This is a genomic window from Parasphingorhabdus sp. NYA22, from assembly GCF_976973735.1.
The window spans coordinates 2,116,467-2,136,852 of sequence record NZ_OZ333477.1; the positions used below are offsets into that span (position 1 = coordinate 2,116,467).

Annotated in this window: 22 protein-coding genes; 12 read left to right on the forward strand and 10 right to left on the reverse strand. The window is 52.1% G+C overall.

All coding sequences use genetic code 11. From position 1 onward, the window contains the following. Positions 1–14: 14 nt before the first annotated feature. On the forward strand, positions 15–1,757 hold the full coding sequence (locus ACWFTY_RS10185; RefSeq protein ID WP_447524116.1) for a class I adenylate-forming enzyme family protein: 1,743 nt from the start codon (positions 15–17) through the stop codon (positions 1,755–1,757). Between the two features lie 3 nt (positions 1,758–1,760). Here the strand turns inward: ACWFTY_RS10185 and ACWFTY_RS10190 are convergent, their stop codons facing one another. Both ACWFTY_RS10190 and ACWFTY_RS10195 read right to left on the reverse strand, forming a co-directional pair. Continuing rightward, complete coding sequence (locus ACWFTY_RS10190; RefSeq protein ID WP_447524117.1) at positions 1,761–2,690, reverse strand: acyl-CoA thioesterase; 930 nt, start codon at positions 2,688–2,690, stop codon at positions 1,761–1,763. A 49-nt stretch (positions 2,691–2,739) separates the two neighbouring features. After that, positions 2,740–3,912: a thiolase family protein gene (locus ACWFTY_RS10195; RefSeq protein WP_447524118.1), complete on the reverse strand. Its 1,173-nt coding sequence runs from the start codon at positions 3,910–3,912 to the stop codon at positions 2,740–2,742. A 1,033-nt stretch (positions 3,913–4,945) separates the two neighbouring features. Between ACWFTY_RS10195 and ACWFTY_RS10200 the strand changes: the two genes are divergently transcribed. Next, positions 4,946–6,169 (forward strand): DmpA family aminopeptidase, encoded by a 1,224-nt coding sequence (locus ACWFTY_RS10200; protein ID WP_447524119.1) that lies wholly within the window; start codon positions 4,946–4,948, stop codon positions 6,167–6,169. A 426-nt stretch (positions 6,170–6,595) separates the two neighbouring features. Next, positions 6,596–6,985 (forward strand): substrate-binding domain-containing protein, encoded by a 390-nt coding sequence (locus ACWFTY_RS10205; RefSeq protein ID WP_447524120.1) that lies wholly within the window; start codon positions 6,596–6,598, stop codon positions 6,983–6,985. A gap of 71 nt (positions 6,986–7,056) precedes the next feature. Here ACWFTY_RS10205 and ACWFTY_RS10210 read toward each other — a convergent pair whose 3' ends face one another. Then, the gene (locus tag ACWFTY_RS10210) at positions 7,057–7,566 is read right to left on the reverse strand and encodes a GNAT family N-acetyltransferase (protein WP_447524121.1); all 510 of its coding nucleotides are present in this window, start codon (positions 7,564–7,566) and stop codon (positions 7,057–7,059) included. A gap of 365 nt (positions 7,567–7,931) precedes the next feature. Here ACWFTY_RS10210 and ACWFTY_RS10215 point away from each other — a divergent pair, with 365 nt between their 5' ends. From ACWFTY_RS10215 to ACWFTY_RS10230, 4 genes are all read left to right on the forward strand, one after another. After that, positions 7,932–8,090 carry a hypothetical protein gene (locus ACWFTY_RS10215; RefSeq protein WP_447524122.1) on the forward strand — a complete coding sequence of 53 codons (159 nt, stop codon included), beginning with the start codon at positions 7,932–7,934 and terminating at the stop codon, positions 8,088–8,090. 464 nt (positions 8,091–8,554) lie between these two features. Further along, entirely contained in the window at positions 8,555–8,746 is a 192-nt protein-coding gene (locus tag ACWFTY_RS10220) for a YdcH family protein (protein WP_447524123.1), read from the forward strand. A gap of 68 nt (positions 8,747–8,814) precedes the next feature. After that, a complete protein-coding gene (locus ACWFTY_RS10225; RefSeq protein ID WP_447524124.1) occupies positions 8,815–9,006 on the forward strand; it encodes a hypothetical protein in 192 nt (63 codons plus the stop codon). A gap of 46 nt (positions 9,007–9,052) precedes the next feature. Beyond that, a complete protein-coding gene (locus tag ACWFTY_RS10230) occupies positions 9,053–9,490 on the forward strand; it encodes a baeRF12 domain-containing protein (RefSeq protein WP_447524125.1) in 438 nt (145 codons plus the stop codon). Positions 9,491–9,856: 366 nt separating this feature from the next. On the opposite strand, the gene ACWFTY_RS10235 is transcribed toward ACWFTY_RS10230, so the two are convergent. Together ACWFTY_RS10235 and ACWFTY_RS10240 are read right to left on the reverse strand one after the other, a co-directional pair. Next, on the reverse strand, positions 9,857–11,371 hold the full coding sequence (locus ACWFTY_RS10235; RefSeq protein WP_447524126.1) for a phospholipase D family protein: 1,515 nt from the start codon (positions 11,369–11,371) through the stop codon (positions 9,857–9,859). Between the two features lie 147 nt (positions 11,372–11,518). Beyond that, the gene (locus ACWFTY_RS10240; protein WP_447524127.1) at positions 11,519–12,010 is read right to left on the reverse strand and encodes an Lrp/AsnC family transcriptional regulator; all 492 of its coding nucleotides are present in this window, start codon (positions 12,008–12,010) and stop codon (positions 11,519–11,521) included. Positions 12,011–12,166: 156 nt separating this feature from the next. Between ACWFTY_RS10240 and ACWFTY_RS10245 the strand changes: the two genes are divergently transcribed. From ACWFTY_RS10245 to ACWFTY_RS10255, 3 genes are all read left to right on the forward strand, one after another. Beyond that, positions 12,167–12,955 carry an META domain-containing protein gene (locus ACWFTY_RS10245; RefSeq protein WP_447524128.1) on the forward strand — a complete coding sequence of 263 codons (789 nt, stop codon included), beginning with the start codon at positions 12,167–12,169 and terminating at the stop codon, positions 12,953–12,955. 117 nt (positions 12,956–13,072) lie between these two features. Then, entirely contained in the window at positions 13,073–13,555 is a 483-nt protein-coding gene (gene dps, locus ACWFTY_RS10250) for a DNA starvation/stationary phase protection protein Dps (RefSeq protein ID WP_447524129.1), read from the forward strand. A gap of 60 nt (positions 13,556–13,615) precedes the next feature. Further along, on the forward strand, positions 13,616–13,960 hold the full coding sequence (locus ACWFTY_RS10255) for an MliC family protein (RefSeq protein WP_447524130.1): 345 nt from the start codon (positions 13,616–13,618) through the stop codon (positions 13,958–13,960). Between the two features lie 62 nt (positions 13,961–14,022). On the opposite strand, the gene ACWFTY_RS10260 is transcribed toward ACWFTY_RS10255, so the two are convergent. Continuing rightward, positions 14,023–14,244, reverse strand: a complete 222-nt coding sequence (locus tag ACWFTY_RS10260; RefSeq protein ID WP_447524131.1) for a hypothetical protein — start codon at positions 14,242–14,244, stop codon at positions 14,023–14,025. 173 nt (positions 14,245–14,417) lie between these two features. On the opposite strand from ACWFTY_RS10260, the gene ACWFTY_RS10265 reads away from it, so the two are divergent. Then, positions 14,418–15,692 (forward strand): MFS transporter, encoded by a 1,275-nt coding sequence (locus tag ACWFTY_RS10265; protein WP_447524132.1) that lies wholly within the window; start codon positions 14,418–14,420, stop codon positions 15,690–15,692. A gap of 434 nt (positions 15,693–16,126) precedes the next feature. On the opposite strand, the gene ACWFTY_RS10270 is transcribed toward ACWFTY_RS10265, so the two are convergent. The 4 genes from ACWFTY_RS10270 to ACWFTY_RS10285 form a co-directional block, all read right to left on the reverse strand. Further along, complete coding sequence (locus ACWFTY_RS10270; protein ID WP_447524133.1) at positions 16,127–16,879, reverse strand: hypothetical protein; 753 nt, start codon at positions 16,877–16,879, stop codon at positions 16,127–16,129. A 41-nt stretch (positions 16,880–16,920) separates the two neighbouring features. Beyond that, positions 16,921–17,499, reverse strand: coding sequence for a hypothetical protein (locus ACWFTY_RS10275; protein WP_335658180.1), 579 nt, complete (start codon positions 17,497–17,499; stop codon positions 16,921–16,923). A gap of 83 nt (positions 17,500–17,582) precedes the next feature. Continuing rightward, on the reverse strand, positions 17,583–18,113 hold the full coding sequence (locus ACWFTY_RS10280; protein ID WP_447524134.1) for a hypothetical protein: 531 nt from the start codon (positions 18,111–18,113) through the stop codon (positions 17,583–17,585). 132 nt (positions 18,114–18,245) lie between these two features. After that, a complete protein-coding gene (locus tag ACWFTY_RS10285; RefSeq protein WP_447524135.1) occupies positions 18,246–19,127 on the reverse strand; it encodes a 3'-5' exonuclease in 882 nt (293 codons plus the stop codon). A 350-nt stretch (positions 19,128–19,477) separates the two neighbouring features. Here ACWFTY_RS10285 and ACWFTY_RS10290 point away from each other — a divergent pair, with 350 nt between their 5' ends. Continuing rightward, positions 19,478–20,065, forward strand: a complete 588-nt coding sequence (locus ACWFTY_RS10290) for an SOS response-associated peptidase family protein (RefSeq protein WP_447524136.1) — start codon at positions 19,478–19,480, stop codon at positions 20,063–20,065. Positions 20,066–20,386 lie beyond the last annotated feature (321 nt).

Below are 20,386 nucleotides of genomic sequence, written 5' to 3' on the forward strand. Positions count from 1 at the left end.
TAGGAGAGAATAAATTGGCAACTCAAGCAATAGATCCACTGGAAAAGTGGACGCCCAGCAATGGATGGCCGCTGCGGTCGCGTGATGAAGTAGAAGCCTTATTATGTGCCCCCGGCCAGCCATTTGAAATGGAAATGGTCGACATCGACGGGGTCGCGACCCGGGTCTGGAAAAATGCCCACCCCAGCCTCGCGGCTCTGGCGGAACATGCTCGCGGTCATGGCGACAGCGAATTTCTGATATTTGAAGACGAGCGCGTCACCTATGCCAACTGGTATCGCGCTGTCGCTGCTCTTGCGGCAGAACTTCAGAAAATGGGCGTATCCAGGGGTGACCGGGTGTCGCTCGCCATGCGTAACTTGCCCGAATGGCCGGTGATTTTCTTCGCCGTGACATCGATCGGAGCCATTGCCGTACCGCTCAACGCTTGGTGGACCGATCAGGAACTGGTTTTCGGTCTGGAGAATTCTGAGTCGAGTATATTATTATGCGATGCTGAAAGATGGGATCGGATTTCTCCGCATATGGCAGAGTTGCCAGAGCTCAAACATGTCATCGTAGCGCGTAGCCAGGGGGCACTGGCAGCGCCGGCACGTCCGCTAGAAGACATTATCGGCCGACCCCATGACTATGGCGATTTGCCGGATCAGGATCTGCCCGCGGTCGACATTGCACCGGACGATGCCGCGACAATTTTTTATACCAGTGGCACGACCGGGCAACCCAAGGGCGCTCTCGGCAGTCATCGCAACCTGACGACCAACGCTGTTTCTGCCGGTTATAGTGGAGCGGTCGCAGCTTTGCGCAGGGGCAATGAAATGCCCGAACCGACCGTCCGGGTTGGCCTGACGGTGATACCGATGTTCCATTGCACTGCCTGTTCTGCAACCATGATGCCGACTGTACATGGCGGCCACAAGATGATCTTCCTGCACAAGTGGGACACGGTCAAGGCGATGGAAATTATCGAGCGGGAAAAGGTCAATGCAACCGGCGGTGTGCCGTTTATTGCATGGCAATTGATCGAACATCCCGACCGCGAACAATATGACCTGAGTTCGATCGATTCGATCAGCTATGGCGGGGCGCCGTCGGCACCCGAACTGGCCCGGAAAATATATGAAGTTTTTGGTGCTCTACCCGGCAACGGCTGGGGCATGACCGAAACCATGGCGACGGTGACGGGCCATAGCGCCGAGGATTATCTCAATCGGCCGACCAGCTGTGGACCGCCGGTGGCCGCCGCCGACCTGAAAATCATGGGCGACGATGGCAGCAGCGAAATGCCAATCGGCGAAGTTGGCGAACTTTGGGCGCGTGGACCGATGGTCTCGAAAGGCTATTGGAAGCGTCCGGAGGCAACCGCCGAAACGTTCGTCGATGGTTGGGTCCGTACCGGTGATCTGGCGCGACTTGATGACGAGGGCTTCTGCTATATTGTCGACCGCGCAAAAGACATGATCATCCGCGGCGGCGAGAATATCTATTCATCCGAGGTCGAGAATGTCCTCTATGACCATCCGGCCGTGATGGATGCAGCGTTGATCGGTATAGATCACAAGACGCTGGGCGAAGAACCGGCTGCCATTGTCCAGCTCGTGCCAGGAAAAACAGCCAGCGAAGCCGAGCTACAGCAATGGGTGCGCGAGCGGCTGGCGAGCTTCAAAGTACCGGTAAAAATATTGTTCCGCGATGAAGGCCTGCCGCGCAACGCCAACGGCAAAATATTGAAGAAGGATCTGAAGGGGCTGTTCTGACGCTCAATCGCTTTTCGGTGCAAGGCGGATCATTCCCTCTTGCACCGCGGAAGCGACCAATATGCCGTCCTGCGTATAGAGCGACCCGCGATTGAGACCGCGCGCATGGCCGGTCCAATCGCTATCCATCACATAGCAGATCCATTGATCCATGCGGAAATCATCATGGAACCACATAGCGTGGTCAAGGCTGGTCGAGAACAATCCGGGCGTTGTCCAGTGCAATCCATGCGGAATCATGGATGTCGAGAGCAATCCCATATCAGAGGCGAAAGCCAAAGCCGCTCTATGGGTAAGCGGATCATCCGGCAGTGGTGCGACGGTCTTGAGCCATTGATATTGATGTGCGTGTTTGGTCTTCCCTTCCGGACGAAAGCTGCGGACGTCAAACGGCCGCGGCATGCTCATCCGCTCGATATGCTCGTCCGAAACCTGCGGGTTGCGGGCAATCTGTTCCATTGCGCTCATACATTGCTCGGGTGGCAAAACATCGGGCATATCCACCTGATGATGAAGCCCCTCTGCTGGCTTTTGAAAAGAGGCCGTCAAGTTGAAGATGACCTTGTCATTCTGCCGGACAACGACCCTGCGATTAGAGATGTTGCGTCCGTCAAAATCGCGGTGAACCCGGAAATGCAGCGGCTTTGTCTCATCCCCCGCCCGCAGAAAATAGGAATGGAGCGAATGGATATTCTTCTCGTCATCAACGGTGCGATCGGCGGCCACAATCGCCTGGGCAATGACCTGGCCACCGAAAATCCGTTCGCGCGCGGTTGAACTGAGCGCGGGATATATGAACTCACCATCACCATCCGCTTGGAGGCTAAAAGTACGGAGCAATCCGGCAACTAGCTTCTCGGCAGGTACGGAGGAGCGATGGGCCAAAGCGTCGGCCAACCGGCGCTTGACGTGTTCGTCTGTGAGTTGATCCAAAACTGACCCTACTCCTTTAGATTGATTCTATTCTGACTGGACTGAAGGCTCAGGAATATATTTCAAAAAGTCCGGCACCGCCCTGGCCGCCGCCGATGCACATGGTGACCACGCCCCATTTCGCGCCGCGACGGCGGCCTTCCTGCAACAGATGCCCGGCACAGCGCGCACCGGTCATACCGAAGGGATGGCCGATAGAGATGGAACCGCCATTGACGTTGTATTTCTCTGGATCAATGCCCAAACGATCACGACTATAAAGACACTGGCTGGCAAAAGCTTCGTTCAGTTCCCAGATGTCGATATCGTCGACGGTCAGACCCTGGCGTTCGAGCAGTTTGGGAACGGCAAAAACCGGGCCGATTCCCATTTCATCCGGCTCGCATCCGGCAACGGCCCACGATACAAAGCGACCCAGTGGCTTCAATCCGCGGCGTTCCGCTTCCTTGGCCTCCATCAGCACGAGCGCTGCCGCTCCATCGGACAATTGGCTGGCATTCCCCGCCGTTATAAATTTGTCTTCGCCCATGATCGGCTTCAAGCTGGCAAGGCCATCCAGCGTTGTTGTCGGTCGATTGCACTCATCCCGGTCGACTGTATAGTCGACGATGGTTTCTTCCTTGGTTTCGCGGTCAACGACTTTCATCTTGGTGTGCATCGGCACGATTTCGTCAGCAAACAGCCCTGCTTCTTGAGCCTTCGCCATCCGCTGTTGCGATTGCAGGGAATATTCATCCTGATATTCGCGACTGATATTGTAACGCTCCGCGACAATATCAGCGGTCTCGATCATCGGCATGAAGATTGCGGGCGCAATTTTCAGGATTTCTTCGTCGATGCTGCCTTCCGGAGCGCGGGGCCCTTGCATAGAAATGCTCTCGACACCGCCCGCGACAACGCAATCTGCACCGTCACCACGAATATGGTTTGCAGCTATCGCAATGGCCTGCATGCCCGACGAACAGAAACGATTGACCGTAGCGCCGGCCGTTGTCTTTGGAAGGCCGGCAAGAAGCGCCGCATTGCGTCCGATATTGGGAGCAGCATGGGCTACATTACCGAACATGCAATCATCGACATAATCACTTTCAACACCCGACTTGGCGACGGCATGTTTGATGGCATGAGCAGCCATTGTCATTGGCGGCGTGATATTGAATCCGCCGCGACCAGCTTTGGCAAGTCCGGTGCGGGCATAGGATACGATGACTGCTTCACGCATGTTGAATTCTCCTGTCAGTGTTGTCGAGATCGCTTGTTTCAAGTGCAATGGACTATTTTGATCCGGATTTATACGGGGCGGAATCAAAATGTCCACTGTGGAGCCTCTTGCAGGCATTTAAACAGATCTGCTCCAGCGGCCGAACTCAGGCTGCAAGCTAAGATTCTGTGAGTTTAGAGCTGATTGTGCGAGTTTCGGCCCCGATCCCACACCCAAAAATTACCGTTGTGGCCAATTGAGCTGCTCGTTTCAGGGCGTGGAAAATGCCCATAGATCGGTGGCGGACAGGGTGACAGTCGATATAAGACTTTATAGCATTGTAATTGCTATATATTTATATAGCAATTTATAATTATACCCCTAGTCATACCCCGATTTGAAAAAGCTGCAAAATTGGTCAGATTCCTGCTTCTTCTTGCCATGAACAATGTTGATGCTTGGTCCTGAGAAGAGGAATTCACATAATTTATTCACGCTAGCATGGCAAGAAATGGGTGGGGAGGGGGCATTTGAACGATTATATCTCGACGGCCGCTATTGGATGCTGGGCGGTGGAAAGCGGACCTTCGGCTAACGCCCCACTTTGCGACATAGGATCGCAGCAATGGCAATATAAAAGCAGTCAGTCGGCTACCGCCCCAATTATCGGTCGTTATGAGTTCAAAGAAGGTTTTTCTTAAACAGCCATACTTTCAGACGTATTCGATCGATGAAAATGGCGCTATTGGACGCCGGTTCTCCAATTCGACTTTCTGAAAAGTTGGCTCTAAATATCGTCAAGCTGATTGCAGCGCTAATTGCCAAGCAGTGAATACGTTCTTTTTGCAGACGGTTTTGACGGAAGACCGCGACCCACAGGCCTGTGCGTGCTGTATTTGCTTTATTGCAAATGTGAATTTCAGATTATTGGCACAACGTCTGAAGTAACGAAGGCTATGATTGATTTTTGTAGATCTGTGTTTCCTTCCTTTTCCGTTTGCTCTATTCTGCTTCAAATGGGAAAAGTTAGAATGCTCTGCCGAGGGATTACTCAATGAAAAAACTTTCTAGGGCATGCCAATGGATGCTGGTCACACCAATGGCCGTCTCGCATCAAACAACCTGGTCTCAAACAACTGATCCGGCAGAAAACATTGTCCGTGCGAGGGAACTGGGTGTCCCGTTCGACGGGAATCCCGGCCCGCTCAATGCTATCACAGACGTTCCGGGTGTTGAGGTTGGGCACACGACGCTGATATCCGGCAGTGGAAAGTTGGTGACGGGTGAAGGACCAGTACGCACTGGTGTAACCGCCATTCTACCGCGCGGCAAAACCTATGATCCTGTTTATGCCGGTTGGTTCTCGCTGAACGGGAATGGCGAAATGACAGGCACAACATGGGTTGATGAATCGGGCTGGCTGGAAGGCCCCGTGATGATAACCAACACGCATAGTGTTGGCACAGTGCGCGACGCGACAATCGAATGGGCACACAAAAACAAGTATTTCCGACCCCTTGCAGGGGAGTCAGATACATTCTGGATGCTCCCTGTCGTTGCTGAAACTTATGATGGCGATTTGAGTGATATCAACGGATTTCACGTAAAAAAGCCGCATGTCTTCGCCTCCCTCGACGGAGCCAGTTCGGGCCGCGTTGCCGAGGGAAATGTTGGCGGGGGCACGGGCATGATCACCCATGGATTCAAAGGCGGTATCGGGACGTCCTCACGTGTGGTTTCGATCGGGGAGACTGAATATACGCTGGGGGTTCTGGTTCAATCCAACTATGGCATTCGTGATACCTTCACCGTCGCTGGCGTCCCGGTTGGCCGCGAAATAACCGACCTCACAACCACCTATGGCGATCACAATCAAGAGAACGGATCAATCATCATTGTCGTCGCAACGGATGCCCCTCTGCTACCCCATCAGCTCAAGCGCATTGCAAAGCGTGCCACCATGGGAATTGCCCGCACCGGCTCTTACGCTTCGAATGGTTCAGGTGACATTTTTATTGCATTCTCGACGGCTAACACTGGAGCTTGGGACAGGGTTACGCCTGCGGCCGTAACGAGCTTGCCCAATGATTCAATGAGCCCGCTTTTTCGAGCAACAGTTGAAGCCACCGAGGAAGCAGTTATTAATGCACTGGTAGCAGCGCGCACGATGACAGGAAGCAACGGCAACACCGCACATGCCTTGCCGCAAGATAGGCTTCAAGATGTGCTCAGAAAATATGGTAGGCTCGAAGTAGACGAGGTTCCGGCAGGAAACTGAATGCTGATGACCGGATCGGATTTTTTCGACCGCTATTCTTATTATACTCATTGCACGTTGGAACGGTTCGACGGTTGTTTGATTTTTTGAAGCAAAAAGGATCGGGGAAAATAAACGCTAGCAATCGAGAAATGGCCTGCCTGCTACTTGGTAACAACTTCCCCTAAGCCCTCAGGGATGTCTGCACTTCGCGCTACAAGCCTAAATTCCGCCAGTCAGCTTACCACCCAACATCAGACATTTGCATGGCAATCGTGAGAGCCTAAAAGCCGACGCAAGACGACTTCGGCTCCTACGGCAGGAAATGGGCCGATAGCAGACTGTCCGCATTTAATCTGGAGCGCCGACAAAGCTGATGTTCTGACCCGCGGTTCAGAAACGCCCGCAATCGCCCCTTATGGTGGTGTATCACTTCATTCCCGTTCTATGTCCGCTTCGCGATCGCAAGTAGCCGCTCCCAACCATCCTTTAGCACGGATTGCAGCGATAAGACCTGATGAGGCGAGTCAATATCTCCAGTTCATGCTAACGGACTGGTCCAATTATACCGAAGCAAGGGAATTTTCAGTGCTCAGTCCCCGCAACTGGCGCCTCGCCGATCTTGGTGCAAGACACGAATTGCTGATAGGCGGAAACGGGTGGGGCAATATGCCACGGCATGCCGTCGAGGCGGACATTGCCGCAGGGCGCCTTCACGTTCTAAAACTTCCTGAAGGCTCCAGCGTAGATTACGGCCTGCATGCGCTTTGGCGCAAGGATCGTCTGCCGGGCTTGGCCACAACCTGGCTTATGGACGCGTTTGAGACGGCGTTTTAAATCGGATTGAATGTCTCTCACAGAGGGACGGACGGAGCCCATATGCCGCACACTATAGCCGGTTCCAATCGCTAAAAATCCGAGCGCTCCATGTAATAGGCTTGCGCGCCATAAGTTCCAAGTTTTTCATTTAGGTCCGGCGTGTCGAGCGCTGTGAATTTTTGATGCTCCCAGAAGCACCTCGAACCACCTACAGCGACGAGCGAGACCGATAGCAGATCCAACGATTGTGCAAATTGTACAATCTTTGCCACTATCTGTTCAGCCATGCCATGTCCCCGTGCGGATGCCGCAACGGCCAGATCATGGATATAATATGTGTCTTTGCTAGGCGGCAATTCTCCTAGAAACTTATCGATTGGAGGGGGAGAATAACGTTTCCAAGGATGGCTAAACAGATAGCCCGAGATCAATTCTCCATTCGCGAGTGTGAAGCAACCGGACGGAAATAACGCCAGCTTCTCCCGGAAAACGCTTTCGGATTCGGGAAAGTCGACGTGAATGCCCGACGCCAGATTAGATATCGCTTTGACATCTTCTGCGACCATGGGACGCCAATGGAACTGATTGTCGTGATGCATGGGATCAATCTCACATTTTGTTGCCCCCGAATAGAATTTCCTACCCACAGCTTGAATAAAAAACCGGCGACCCCATCTTAGTTATATGGTTATGCAATTAACATCTCTTTGGCTTTACAGCATGGAAAAACTGCTGACACTATAGCCCGCCCCGATCGGGAGACAAGAGTCTCTCGGCAACGGGGATATGCGTCGTCGACGCACACTGCAGCTTAGAATTTCGATAAATCAGCTGCACTTTCAATATTTATAGGTGGGAAATAAATGCTGCGATTATTCGCAGGTGTTTCCCGTCGCTTATGCGCTGACAACCGCGGACTAGTGTGAGCTGGTAGCGGGTGGTCGCGCGCTAAAGGGACTAAGAAATGATACAGGATATAGCAGGTCAAATATTTCATACGGCGCAAGTTCATGTCCAAGAGCCGCCAATCGGCGAAGGCGAATATCGCGCTATTCTTGGCATATTCGCGGTTTCACTGACCCTCTCGATTATGGTGTTGATCCAAATGGCCATGAACATGTGAGATAAGTGACGAGTAGGAGGATTAAAGCCAAAACAACAATTTTTGATGGATGAAAGGCTTCTGCTTAGATGCGGAGATATCAACAATGAACTATAGAAAAACTCTTGCCTATCCGCCGGAACCAATTGGTTCTGCCTGATCCGGGACACGGGATTGCCGTCCGGGTCAGGCGCATAACAGCGGGAGCTCACGGCTCTTTTGATATGAACTTAATCGACAGGATAATAAAATGGCAAAGAAGAATAGAACCGGAAACCGGGAACCGAGAAAACCCAAGCAACAAAAGGTGAAAACTAATTTGGATAACAGCGTTTCAGGTGCGCTGAGCAGACAAATGTCAGGTCAGCCAAAGCCCGCATAACGCTGTTGCTCCAATGGGCATGGGCTGCCAGCCTCCTCCCTCATTCGGCAGCCCATGCCCGACGGATCGGCATCGTAATTTTCTAACTTAAACGGAGAAAAAAATGTCTAAATCATTCCTTCGTCGGCTCAGAAAAAAGCACGACGTAATTGATCGCAAGATTGCAAAAAAACAAAAGGTGGCGAGTCATGACCCCGCAAGAATGAGCGAGCTCAAGAAATTGAAGCTTTCGATCAAGGATCAGATCGCTCGCATTGAAGCGGTGTCAGCCAAACCGGCTGCAGCTGCATTTTAACACATACAGGTCGGAGTCACATCGAGTGGCTCCGTTACCATGTGCAAATATTCAGAAGGAATACGGCCATGATGGCACAAAAAGGATTTGATCATAGTATAGCGATTCCGGGACCAACTATGTTTGTCCAGGCGGCAATCCCAAACTGGGAAAACGAAGGTGGTGCGCTATTGCCGACTACAAATGCGGCAAAAAACTGGCGAGGCTCATCACAAATACTGTCGAAGCGACCGTCCAAAATCGCACGCAAAAACCATTAGCCACGCGACCCAAAATTCTGCTCTTCAAACACTCAAGGAGGCATTGATGCTTATAGAAAATGGTAGTTATATTATGGCGCTTAACGGCGCGAACATGGCGCTGTATCGTAATCTTGGTAAGGCCCTCCATGTCGAACTGGAACTGGTTGAAAAAAAGCGCCAACATGTTCCCGAGACCGCCGAACTTGGCCGCGACAGGCCTGGACGGTCATTCGAAAGAGTGGGTAGCCGTCGAAGTGGTTACGAGACGACTGACCTGCATAGCCAGGAAGAAGAGCGGTTCATCATGCAGTGCCTGAGCCGACTGGAAGAACTTGCGACTAAAGAGCGCAAACAGGTAATCATATTGGCGCCGCCGGACGCGCTTGGCACCGCGCGCAAGCACTATAGTCCTGCCCTGCTTAAACTGATCGCGGAAGAAATCTATCGTGACTATTCAGCACGGCCGGCGCAGGACGTTGCTGCTTTTCTGGCGGATTATTGAGTTGATCATGTCAGTCACGATCCATCACATCAAGACGCGAGGCCGTCCACCATGCCAATTATAAAGTCTCAACACCGTAAAGTTCTGACGTTTTCAAATGGTTGGGTTGCCAGCAATATTATGGTGGGACCATTTTCGACGGACGACCTTTCGATTTATGATGGTCCCCTTGCGCTGTTCCGAAAGGAGGCCGCTCGAGCGGGGCTAAGCGAAGAGGACCTTGAGAATACCATCGGCCCCGTCCCGGAATTCATTGCGCGCGCTTACGCAGATGCCCTTTCCCGATGGCATGCGGATAGAAACACCTAAAATCGAAACTTAATCGGAAATATCTCTCGTCCATCCGACTGCGAAAGTCCTACAGATCTATAGCAGCCATTGAATCGGCAGATAACCAAGCAGCTTCACGACGATCCGTTCGGCTCTGGTCGTTTCAGGATCGACATCTAGGCGCTGTGCATCCCCGGAGGCGGACCGGTCGAGCCATTCAATTTGGTGGTTATCGTCCAGTTCGAGACGGTAGGCTATGTCTTCCAGCGTTTCGTCAAAACCGTATTTCAGTTGTCTGGCCATTGTTTTACTCTCAATCAGAAAACCCATTTCTGTGTTGAGCTGCATAGAACGGGGATCGAAGTTGAACGAGCCGATATAGATGCGCTCCTCATCGGTGGCGAAAGTCTTTGCATGGAGACTTGATCCTGATGACCCGGCGATCCCTGCATCGCGGCTATTGTCCGGCGGGGAATGCTGGGCTTTCAATTCAAAAAGCTCCGCCCCCGCTTTAAGCATTTTCTCGCGGTATTTTGCATAGCCGCTATGCACGAGTTTAACGTCATTAGCGCTCATCGAGTTGGTCAGAACGCGCACCTCTACGCCCTTTTTCTCCAGCGCCGCGAATTCCTCAACGCCTTGCTTACCCGGCACGAAATATGGCGAGATCACGTCTATGCTTGAATGGACATCATCCATCAATTTGTCGATTTTTCCGATAAGCATCTGATCGGACTTTGCTTTGCCCAGTGTCTTCAGTGGGCTATCACTGATTAGCCTGACTTCGGTCCATTCGAGGGGCAATGTGCCCGCCTCCAGATCGTTTACTACAGCCGAAGCGCTTAGACGCTTTTTGTATGTGTCATATTGGGCGGATTTTGAAATCTCCCACAGTGCGTGGTCAAGTTCGTCGCCTCCCGTCACCGACTCCGTAATTATGAACTCAAGCGGGTAGGCAGATGCACTCGACCAGTATTTTTCAAAATCTGCTGAGACGTCCCGCACGACCTTACCGATGGCTAGAACATCCAGATCAAGAAACATCGGCTGTGATCCGGTATCGAAATATTCATCGCCAATGTTCCGTCCGCCGACAATCGTCGCCAGTCCGTCAGCTGTGAAAGACTTGTTATGCATCCGGCGGTTCAGCCTCAGAAAATCAAACAGGAAACCGGCCATTTTGAATTTTCGCAGCGTGAAGGGATTGTAAAGACGCACTTCAATATGTGGATGCATGTTTAGTTCCGACAAAATCGGGTCGAGACCGCTGATGCCGTTGTCGTCCAGCAGCAAGCGAACAGTGACCCCGCGTTCTGCTGCTTCCCGCAAAGATTCCAACAACAGCAAGCCGGTCAGATCCCCGTGCCAGATATAATATTGCACATCGAGAGACTGGGCAGCTTCCCGGGCAAGCAATCCCCTTGCGCCAAAAGCATCAAGCCCGCTGCTGAGCGCATAAACGCCGGATTTATCGGGATGCTCCTCTAAAAGGTGAGCAACGGGCTTGAGCAAAGGCCCGCTTGTAGCGGTTTTGGTTGCAGAACTGGCCGGGCGATCCGCAAGCGACGGCAGCCGGAAAGTGACCCGCGCGATCACGATGGCAACAACCATCGCGGCTACAACAATGAATATTGCTTTCAACACGTTCAGTCCGACACTCGGTTTTGCGTAACAATAGAGGTATTTGCTATTTCGGCCATATCCCGAACTAGCCTAGAACCCGGCTCGCGGCAAAGGCGATGAGAAGACCAACGCTTGCTACCCTGGGCTTTTACCCGTGTCCATTGGCACGCCGGTCCAGCTTTTTACCTTTTTCATCGAGGCTACCGACCTGATTGTCTCGATTTTTAGACCGCCATCAACAAGTTGATCTGCCAATGCTGTCCAGCGTTCGATATCGGGCACGAGAAAGCGAACAAGATAATCATAGCTGCCCGACACCTGATAGGCCTCAATTACTTCGGGCAGTTCCTCTAACGCCTGTTCGATTTTGCGATTATTCGCTGTATCGTGTGCCGAGCTGGTAAGTTCGGCAAATATAGTCAGGCTTGGTCCCAATTTAGTAACATCGACTTGCGCCTTATACCCATTGATGATGGCGCTCTTTTCCATACGTTTGACGCGGGCGAGGCAGGCGCTTGGAGACAGGGCGACGCGATCAGCTAGTTCCTGATTGGTAATCCGGCCATCTTCCTGCAGCACGGCAAGAATTTTACGGTCAATCCGGTCGATTGAATTTTTCTCCGTCAAATTTTCCCTTTCCCGCAGTTTGTGCGGTTTTAAGCCCCAAGTTCGGCAACCTATTGGGCTCCACATCGTTATAGACTATAGACAATGTGGAGCAGAAAGCTTCACTTGATGACCAAATAACTTGGTTCAATCAAACCAATGAAAGCGAGCTGAATAATGAAAATTCGCACAATAATGGCGGCGACAATGTTGGTGGGTTTAACTGCCGGTTGCACGACCACCGCTGGCGATACAAATATCACGAGTAACCAAGCCATGAAAACAACGATTACAGGCGAGGTCTATTACCTGCCGCGCATTGCGTTGCCTCCAGGGGCAGAGCTTTCGGTAGTTTTGCTGGACAAATCGCTCAATAACCCGCTGGCCAACTTATTCGCCGGAACGACCGTTCCGCTCGATGGCAAAAATGTGCCTGTGCCATTCGCGTTTGTAGCGGATCAATCTATGATGATTGCTGGCAATGACTATGAAGTTCGTGCCGTCATTCAGTCGCTGGAAGGCGATATTATCTGGAGAACCCGAACCGGTCACACGGTCGACCTATCGTCGACGTCCTACAATACCGGTAAGCTTGAGCTGATGATGGTCGATACATCCGGCAATGCCGGAAGCGCGGCCTTGGTCGGCGATGCCTGGCAGGTTGAGGACATCAACGGCGGTGGCGTCATTGACAGGAGCAACGTCAACATCTCCTTCACAAAGGATGGCAAAATATCAGGTTCGGGCGGCTGCAATTTTTATTCCGGCAACTATTCGGCCACCGATAATAATATAGAATTGGTCGGCGGTGTAGCCTTGACCCAGAAAGCTTGCGCGCCCGCATTGATGAATCAGGACCAGAAATTGCTGACTGTGCTGCAAAAAGTGAAAAACTACTCGATTAACAATGGTGAGCTAACCATCATAAGCGAGAATGGCCGGACGATTACTGCGCGGCGGAATTGATTGAGCGTCATATGTATGGTCGCAACCACGTAGTAATACCCTGTTGATCGGCAGCATGGGGTTGCGCTACTATTTACAGTCTAACTATTTGTCATTCCTCTAGTAGAAAGGTGAACCATGCCAGAGAAATTTGTTTCAAATCTTGAAGATAACACCATCGGTCAGATGACCGATCTCCTCAACGCGCGCTTGGCAGGTGCCATTGATCTGGTGCTTGCGGTCAAGCAGGCTCACTGGAATACGACGGGCAAGAATTTTATCGCCTTTCACGAACTGCTTGATGAAGTTGCAGACCGTCTGCGCGATCTCAGTGACTCGATGGCCGAGCGTGCTGTCATACTGGGCGGCGTCGCGAAAGGGACGCTGCAGAATGTTGCCGAACGAAGTTCACTGGATGCTTATCCGGACGATATTCTGAAAACCGGAGACCATATTCGTGAGTTGAAGGAGAGGTTGATGGCCTATGGCGGTGAACTTCGTGATGCCATCAACGCCGCGAGTGAGGCAGGTGACGAAGTGACAGCCGATCTGTTCACCCAAGCGTGCGGAATAGTCGATAAAGACGCTTGGTTTATCGGGGCGAACGCCGTCGAAGATTAATTGAGCCAGCGGCGATCTCTCAAGATCGCCCAATCAGAAATACGGACCGGAAATAGATAAATGAACGTTACCATGAAGCCAGTCGCGCTTATCGCTACATTGCTACTCGCCGCGTGCGCCGATGCCGGCACGGATCAACCCACTTTTGAATCAGCGTCGACGACAGTATATCAATGTAATGATGGCTCCGTGGTCGAAGCATCTTATCCGACATCTGAGACGGCACAAGTCGTCATCCAGGGAAAACCGATCGAGATGGCTTCTGCCGTTTCCGCCAGCGGCGCACGCTATGTCGGCGGCGGCTGGGAATGGTGGACCAAAGGTATGACCGAAGGCATGTTGTCTCCGCTAGCTGAAGGCGAGACTACGGCTTCGACCACAGGGGTCAATTGCACCGCATCTTAGGAATCCGGCCCGGCCTGAACATCCGATAGGCTACCGGACGCAATGATGCGGATGAGATCGCACTAGTTCTGCTTGGGAGGTTTCTCCTTGAGCAGAGCTAATGCTTTCTCGATTTTTTTGAGAAAATCGGCCCGGAAGTCGCCACCCATGCCTTCATCCGCAGCGCGCATGAGAGCTTCTTTATCATGGCTCCATTGCTCAAGCATCTCGATTTTCTCTTCACGGTTCAGACATTCGTCGTTCATCAGTTCCGTAGGGGACTTGTATTTTCCGGTATATGCCAAAATAGTTCTCCAGCATTATTAAGTTACAAAAGAATAGCATGCCAGACTGATTTACTGAAGATCGATCTTTCTATTCCGTCGCTGCTAACCCTAACTACATAAATCTCTGGAGCAAGCATCATCAGTCCATCTCCCGTTGCAAATCTTGAATCAATGTGGTCATGGTCCCGTTCATGACCCAAAGCGTGCGCAAAGTTCTTGCCTCGGTTAAATCCCTATTGGGCGGCACTGCTGGATTCATGCTTGGCAATAGCCTGCTTGGAGTTATCCTGCCGCTTCGTATGGAGGCCGCCGGTTACCCAATTGCGTTGACCGGTGCTATAATGGCGGCTTATTATTTTGGTCTGGCCCTTGGCGGCTTATACGGCAAGCACGTGATTTTGCGGATCGGGCATATCCGCTCCTTCGCTGTTTTTGCAGCACTCACAGCGGCCACCGTGCTTGCATATGAAGCCTTTTTCCATCCTGCGGCGTGGCTAATCTTCCGGATTATCAACGGCTTCTGCATCGCGGGAATGACTGCCGTAATCGAAAGCTGGCTGAACATGCGAAGCAGCAATGAAACGCGCGGGCGGGTCCTCGGTTTCTATATGTTGACCTTTTATTTCGCGATCGCGGCGGGGCAGACCTTGGTCAACGTGGCCGATATTGGTGCGCCCGATCTATTCATGCTTGCGGCATCGCTTATCGGGCTTTCCCTGATTCCGGTTGCAATGACTAGTCTGGGCGAGCCCAATTTGAAAACTAGTCGTGTGTTGAACGTCAGAGCACTTTATTCAGCTTCACCCGCCGGCGTGATTGGTTGTGCGGTCGCGGGTTTGATCGTGGGTTCATTCTATGCTCTTGGTGTCGTATTTGCACGGCAGATCGGCCTCAGCGTGTCTGAATCTGCTTTGTTTATGAGCACAGTCGTCCTGGGAGGGCTGGCATTCCAAGTTCCGATGGGCGCATTGGCGGATCGGTATGACCGGCGCGTCGTGATGTCGGGGGCATTAATAGCAATCGGCATCGCTTGGGGTTCACTTGCGAGCCTACTGGCTTCGGGTTTGCCGTTTATAGCGTTGGTGATTGTAGCACCGTTGTTTGGAGGGGCAATGAGTAGCTTCTACCCGCTCTGCGTCGCTCAGACATTCGATCGTCTAAATAGCAAATATTATATCGCCGCGTCGGGTCGGTTATTGATGGTCTATTCCATCGGCGCGACGATCGGTCCGCTGCTCGCCGCGACGCTCATGGCGATTTATGGTCCATCCAGCTTCTTCCTGTTCGAATCCGCCGTGGCGATACTCTACGCGGTATTTGTGCTTGTCCGAGTCTTCCGGCGTCCAGGTGTGGCTGCGGATCAGAGGGAAAAATATGTGTCCCTTCCAGATATTACGCCAATCGCAATGGCTCTCGATCCACGCACGGATCCAGATGGGCAAAACGGAGGCGGACATATCGACTAGTGAGACATCCAATCCCTGGATTGCTTACGACCGACTTCTCAGTAGCCTATTCAGAATTGCACGAGCGAAGTTTCGCTAAGACCAGTTCAGTTTCCGTAAGCGGATAGGCAACTTCCGGCGCCAAAAGCGGTCGTGTGAATACGATTTGTAGCACGACCGCTTCCCACCCAATTTGGGCCGTTTGGACGCTGGTGAATTGTGCACGCGGATATGGCCGCTTTCGGGGGACGAGAGTGGGCGTTTGGGATGACGGCAATTGGGCGCGAAGCAGACATAGAATTCGGCTGCAGGGAATTTCGAAGAATGGTGCCGTCGGCGATCAGCAGCTTGCCGCACCATAGGCTGAAGCACGACCTTTCGGCAACCCCGACCTAATCACGTAACTCTAAGCGGGAGTAAGTTGGGATTGCCGAAAAACGCAACTCCATTCAGTTTTAAGCCGCCTCTGCTGCCAACCCAAAGACTTTCTCTAGAAGACTTGCCTGCTCTTCCTTCAAAATCGGCCCAGCTATCGCGTCTGGCCGCTGCCGCAAATATCCTTCAATCAACGCAAAGATGGCTCCCGGAATCCGAAGACATGGATCGCCCTGAATGCGCCGCCACGCAATCAGTGCAATGGCCGTCAACAAGGTATCCAACTCGCAATGCTGGCGCGCAAGATCCCAGTTCCCGGTTTCAAACGGCAGATCAGGATTGGCCTTGTCGCGAATAAGCGCCACCGGAATGCCGATCCTGACGAGCACCTCCGATAGATGATGCCAGGTTTTGCCAAACCCTTTCATCGCTGCGTTGATATCCAGATGGGCTGGACGCACTGTGCGGGGCCCAAAAGCCTGGACAAGCTGTGGAGGCAGGGCGAGATCATGCGACATAGCTGCAAGTTCCATGACTTTGGCGTCCATCGCTGAGCCTCCATAGGTGACCAACGTCCGATCGGCACTAGCGCGTAAATCATCGAAGGCAGCGGACAACATCGCTCCTTCATCCTGATGTTCTGTTGTCCAGCTGCGCAATTTGCCGACCGATATCCGGCCAAGATCATCGATGCTGATATCGAGCAATGCGATCATATTCAGTTTGCGCGCAGCGATGCGGGTTTTGTGGCAGTCAGGATTAATTTCCTGATAGGCTTCGGTAAGGTAACGGTCGAACACCATTTCGGTGTCGAGGATTGTATATTTTTGCATAGTTTTTCTTTCTCCTGCTGACGTGCAGCAGGTTCTTGTTGTTAAAAAGTAACGGGACGGAGGTCGTCAACACGGCGCCAAGCCTGGAAGGCAGCTACCAAGCTGGCCTGATCCGGATCTTCGGCGAGACAATTGAACACCCATGACAGCCACAGCGCCTGTGCGTGATCTGCTGCTCGCCGGGATTTTTCTGATGGCCCGGCCATCTCCGAAGCCAGAGGAATACCGAACAATTCGGCGCTGACCCTGACATATTGGTCCTCTGTCCGGTGAACATGGATCTTGCGGTGGAGACCGAGATTGAAGATCGGTAGAGCACGAACGACATCGTCAGCAAAATCGGCTTTGTGCTTTGGCCGGTGAGACCCGCCCGGAGCTTCCAGAATTGTGCAAACGCAGTCGGTTTGTTGATCCAGCAGCTTCGTCATTTCCAGTAAAGGAGCGGTTCGATCCTTGTCCGGATATGTATGATGATGGCGCGTGAACAATACATCGTCACCAGACTGGAAATTGACTTCAAAGGCACCAAAAGCGCGAATGAACCGTTCGGTGTTGCGGCGATAGGGATGGTAGGTGACGGAAAAGGTGACGATCCTCTCCGAATATATGGGAGGTTTCATAAAAACTGTCCTGAAACGCCAAACGGGCGGTCATCCGAAGATGCCGCCCGTTTGGCTGGTGAATAAAAATATGCTGCGAAGATCTAGTTGTTCCGGGTTTTGACAATATCTCCTTCAACGGTGACGCGGGTGTGTTCCCATCGGACAGTCCGCTCAGAGCCATCAGCGGCAGCTTTGTCCAATATGGATTTGCCCCGGCGAATTGCCCGTTCGACCTTTCCTCCACGGTCGCATTTCGCTTCCACGACAATGGCTCTCTCGTTCAAAAAGAACATCCGCTTTCGATCGAGTGAGACCATCACCAATGGCCGGCTCCTATCGAGCTGCGCTGGCTCGACTTCTAAAACTTCAGCGCCGCCAATGGAACGCAGGATCAGCGCATAGCCAGATGGTTTTTCGCAGATGTTATCGGCCCAGACGCTGACTATCATATCATGCCTGTTATCGATGGCAGCATCTGCAGCGGCGTTGATCACTGCCTCGGATGGAAAACTGATGGCTCCAAAGGTTATGGCGCAGGTTCCAGTCCGATCGGCATGCAAACCCATCTCCCGGCGCAAGGCATGCGTCATCGCCTTGCGCGGACAGCCCGCGCCAGTTGTATTCTTCTTCATTCTATATTCCTTTTCTTAGTGACGTCCTTTCTGGACGGAGCTTTTTCCATTCACTTCGGAAGCTCAAATTCACTTTCAATTTCATTGTTCTCCGGGCAGCGCTTTAGCTGCCCGTTTCTTAATCTTCAGGATTCAGCGGTATCGCTCTAGCCATGTGATTGGCTCGATATGCGGCGTGCCCGAAAATGGCTTTAAAGCCCGCGCATACCAAGCCTCTTCTGCCTCGCGCTGATCATGCGCGACTTCAGTCCACCAGACCTTGCCATTCCAGCGCCAGCCTCGATCTTTTATGATCTGGCGATAATCATATGGCAGTCCGCGCGCTTCAAACAGCCATGTGTCACGGCGGGCGTTGTCAATTGCTTCGCCCAAGGCAGTTTTGCCGGAGGGCGTGACAAAGGTCAGCAAATTGGTGAGACTGGTCACGTCATCCATTGCGCGATGCTTGACCGGATTAAACATGCCAGCCTGCATCAGCAGATGATCGGCCTTGGCCCCATCAAAGCCCCAGCCAGCCCAATCGCAATCGCGCATGGAGCAGATCCATGGTTTTGCATTAAGATCTGGAAGCAGTCTCTCGACAAATCGCCGATCATGAAAGCTGTTGTGAGCGCAAATGGCATCCATCTCATTCAGACGGTCTGCAATGCGAGCAGGATTCATAGTCTGGCCGGCTAACATTTCGTCCGTCAATCCGGTGAGCTGGACAATTTTTGGCGACAAGGGAACGCCAGGGTCTTGCAATGACTTCCCAGCGCTTTTGATCCTGACAATTTGCCCCATTGCATCGACGATGACAAATGCGATCGCAATTTCGATCACGACATCTCGTTGGGGATCAAGACCAGTCGATTCAGTATCAAGGATTGCGACGCGCATCAGCGGTTCGACTGGATCTGCAACTTCTGGCCAATCTTGGAATGGTGTGACACGGTGTAATATCCGAACTTTATCTTGCTCGGTTCCAGGCGGGTGACCCGTCGGCGAATGTCCAGGGGTGGTCTTGATATTCATGATATACCTCTTGGTAGGAGGCTGGCCGACGGAAACATTTTCCATTCATATTCCAACCTCAAAATTGAGGCTACAGCCGGATGCTATTCTACTTTTGGCGCGGAAGATAGATCTGCCGCTTTTCCCAATGTGGATTCATGCGGAGGCAACCGGGAAAGCTGTTTATCGAACAGCGGTGCAATAATGGAGGATGCGGTAAGTCCTCCACCATTTTCGCCGAAAACGATTTCAAATTTGTACACTTTCGCTCGGCCAACATATAATTATGCCTATGAGGTCAGGCTGGTTTGACGCGCTGTGATATAGCGATTAGCAATCACCACACACCAAACTTCTGATCGGCTGAGAATATGTGCAACCATTATCAAAACCATCCGGAAGCTATTCCCACTTGGAAAGAATATATTGGCGCGGCTGATGATACCCCGTTCTCTGAAATCAAGATTGATGTCTGGCCGAAATATCAGGGCATAGTTGCCCGCGTAGATGAAGGTCAGAAGAAACTGGACACCATGCAATGGGGTGTTCCGCTCACCATGAAAGGGAAGCGCCCAGGCACGACCGTTACAAAGCGCATAACCAACGTCCGCAATCTCTCCAGTTCCTTCTGGCGCTCAATGCTGACAAAGCCTGAGAATCGCTGTCTTGTGCCGTTCACGCAATTTGCCGAGCCCAAGCCAAATGCTGGGAGGGAAGAATGCTGGTTCAAGGTCGATGAAGCGCCTGTCTCAGCATTCGCCGGGATCTGGCGACCTTCCGATGAAGGCAATGTTTTTGCGTTTCTAACCTGCGAACCAAATCCGCTTATCAAACCAATCCATCCCAAAGCCATGCCGGTGATTCTGCATCCTGAAGATTATGACGATTGGCTGTCAGGAGATGAGGCGGAGAAGTTTGCGGTGCCGTTTCCATCGCAATTGATGTCCATGGCAAACTGATCATCGACTATTATGGTCCAGCTTATGAGCAGCAGTTGCTGGCTGAAGGCGAAAATTAATCAGCCCATCGGTCAAGCGTAATCATTGGTGTTCCATTGTCAGACGATACCAAAAAATTGCATCGGCCGTCACAATCATAAATTCGGCACGGTGGATGCTTGCCAACTAATGAATAGTCCGGGCCTTTGACCATGATGAGAGCCACAAGGTCGACTTTGAATGTCGTTTGGCATTTCGTGCACCAAGCTTTGATTTGGATTCCATTGAGGCGCATATTTCCTGCCGTTGAAAAGGCCTTCGGGAGAATCGGCTTGTTTGTAT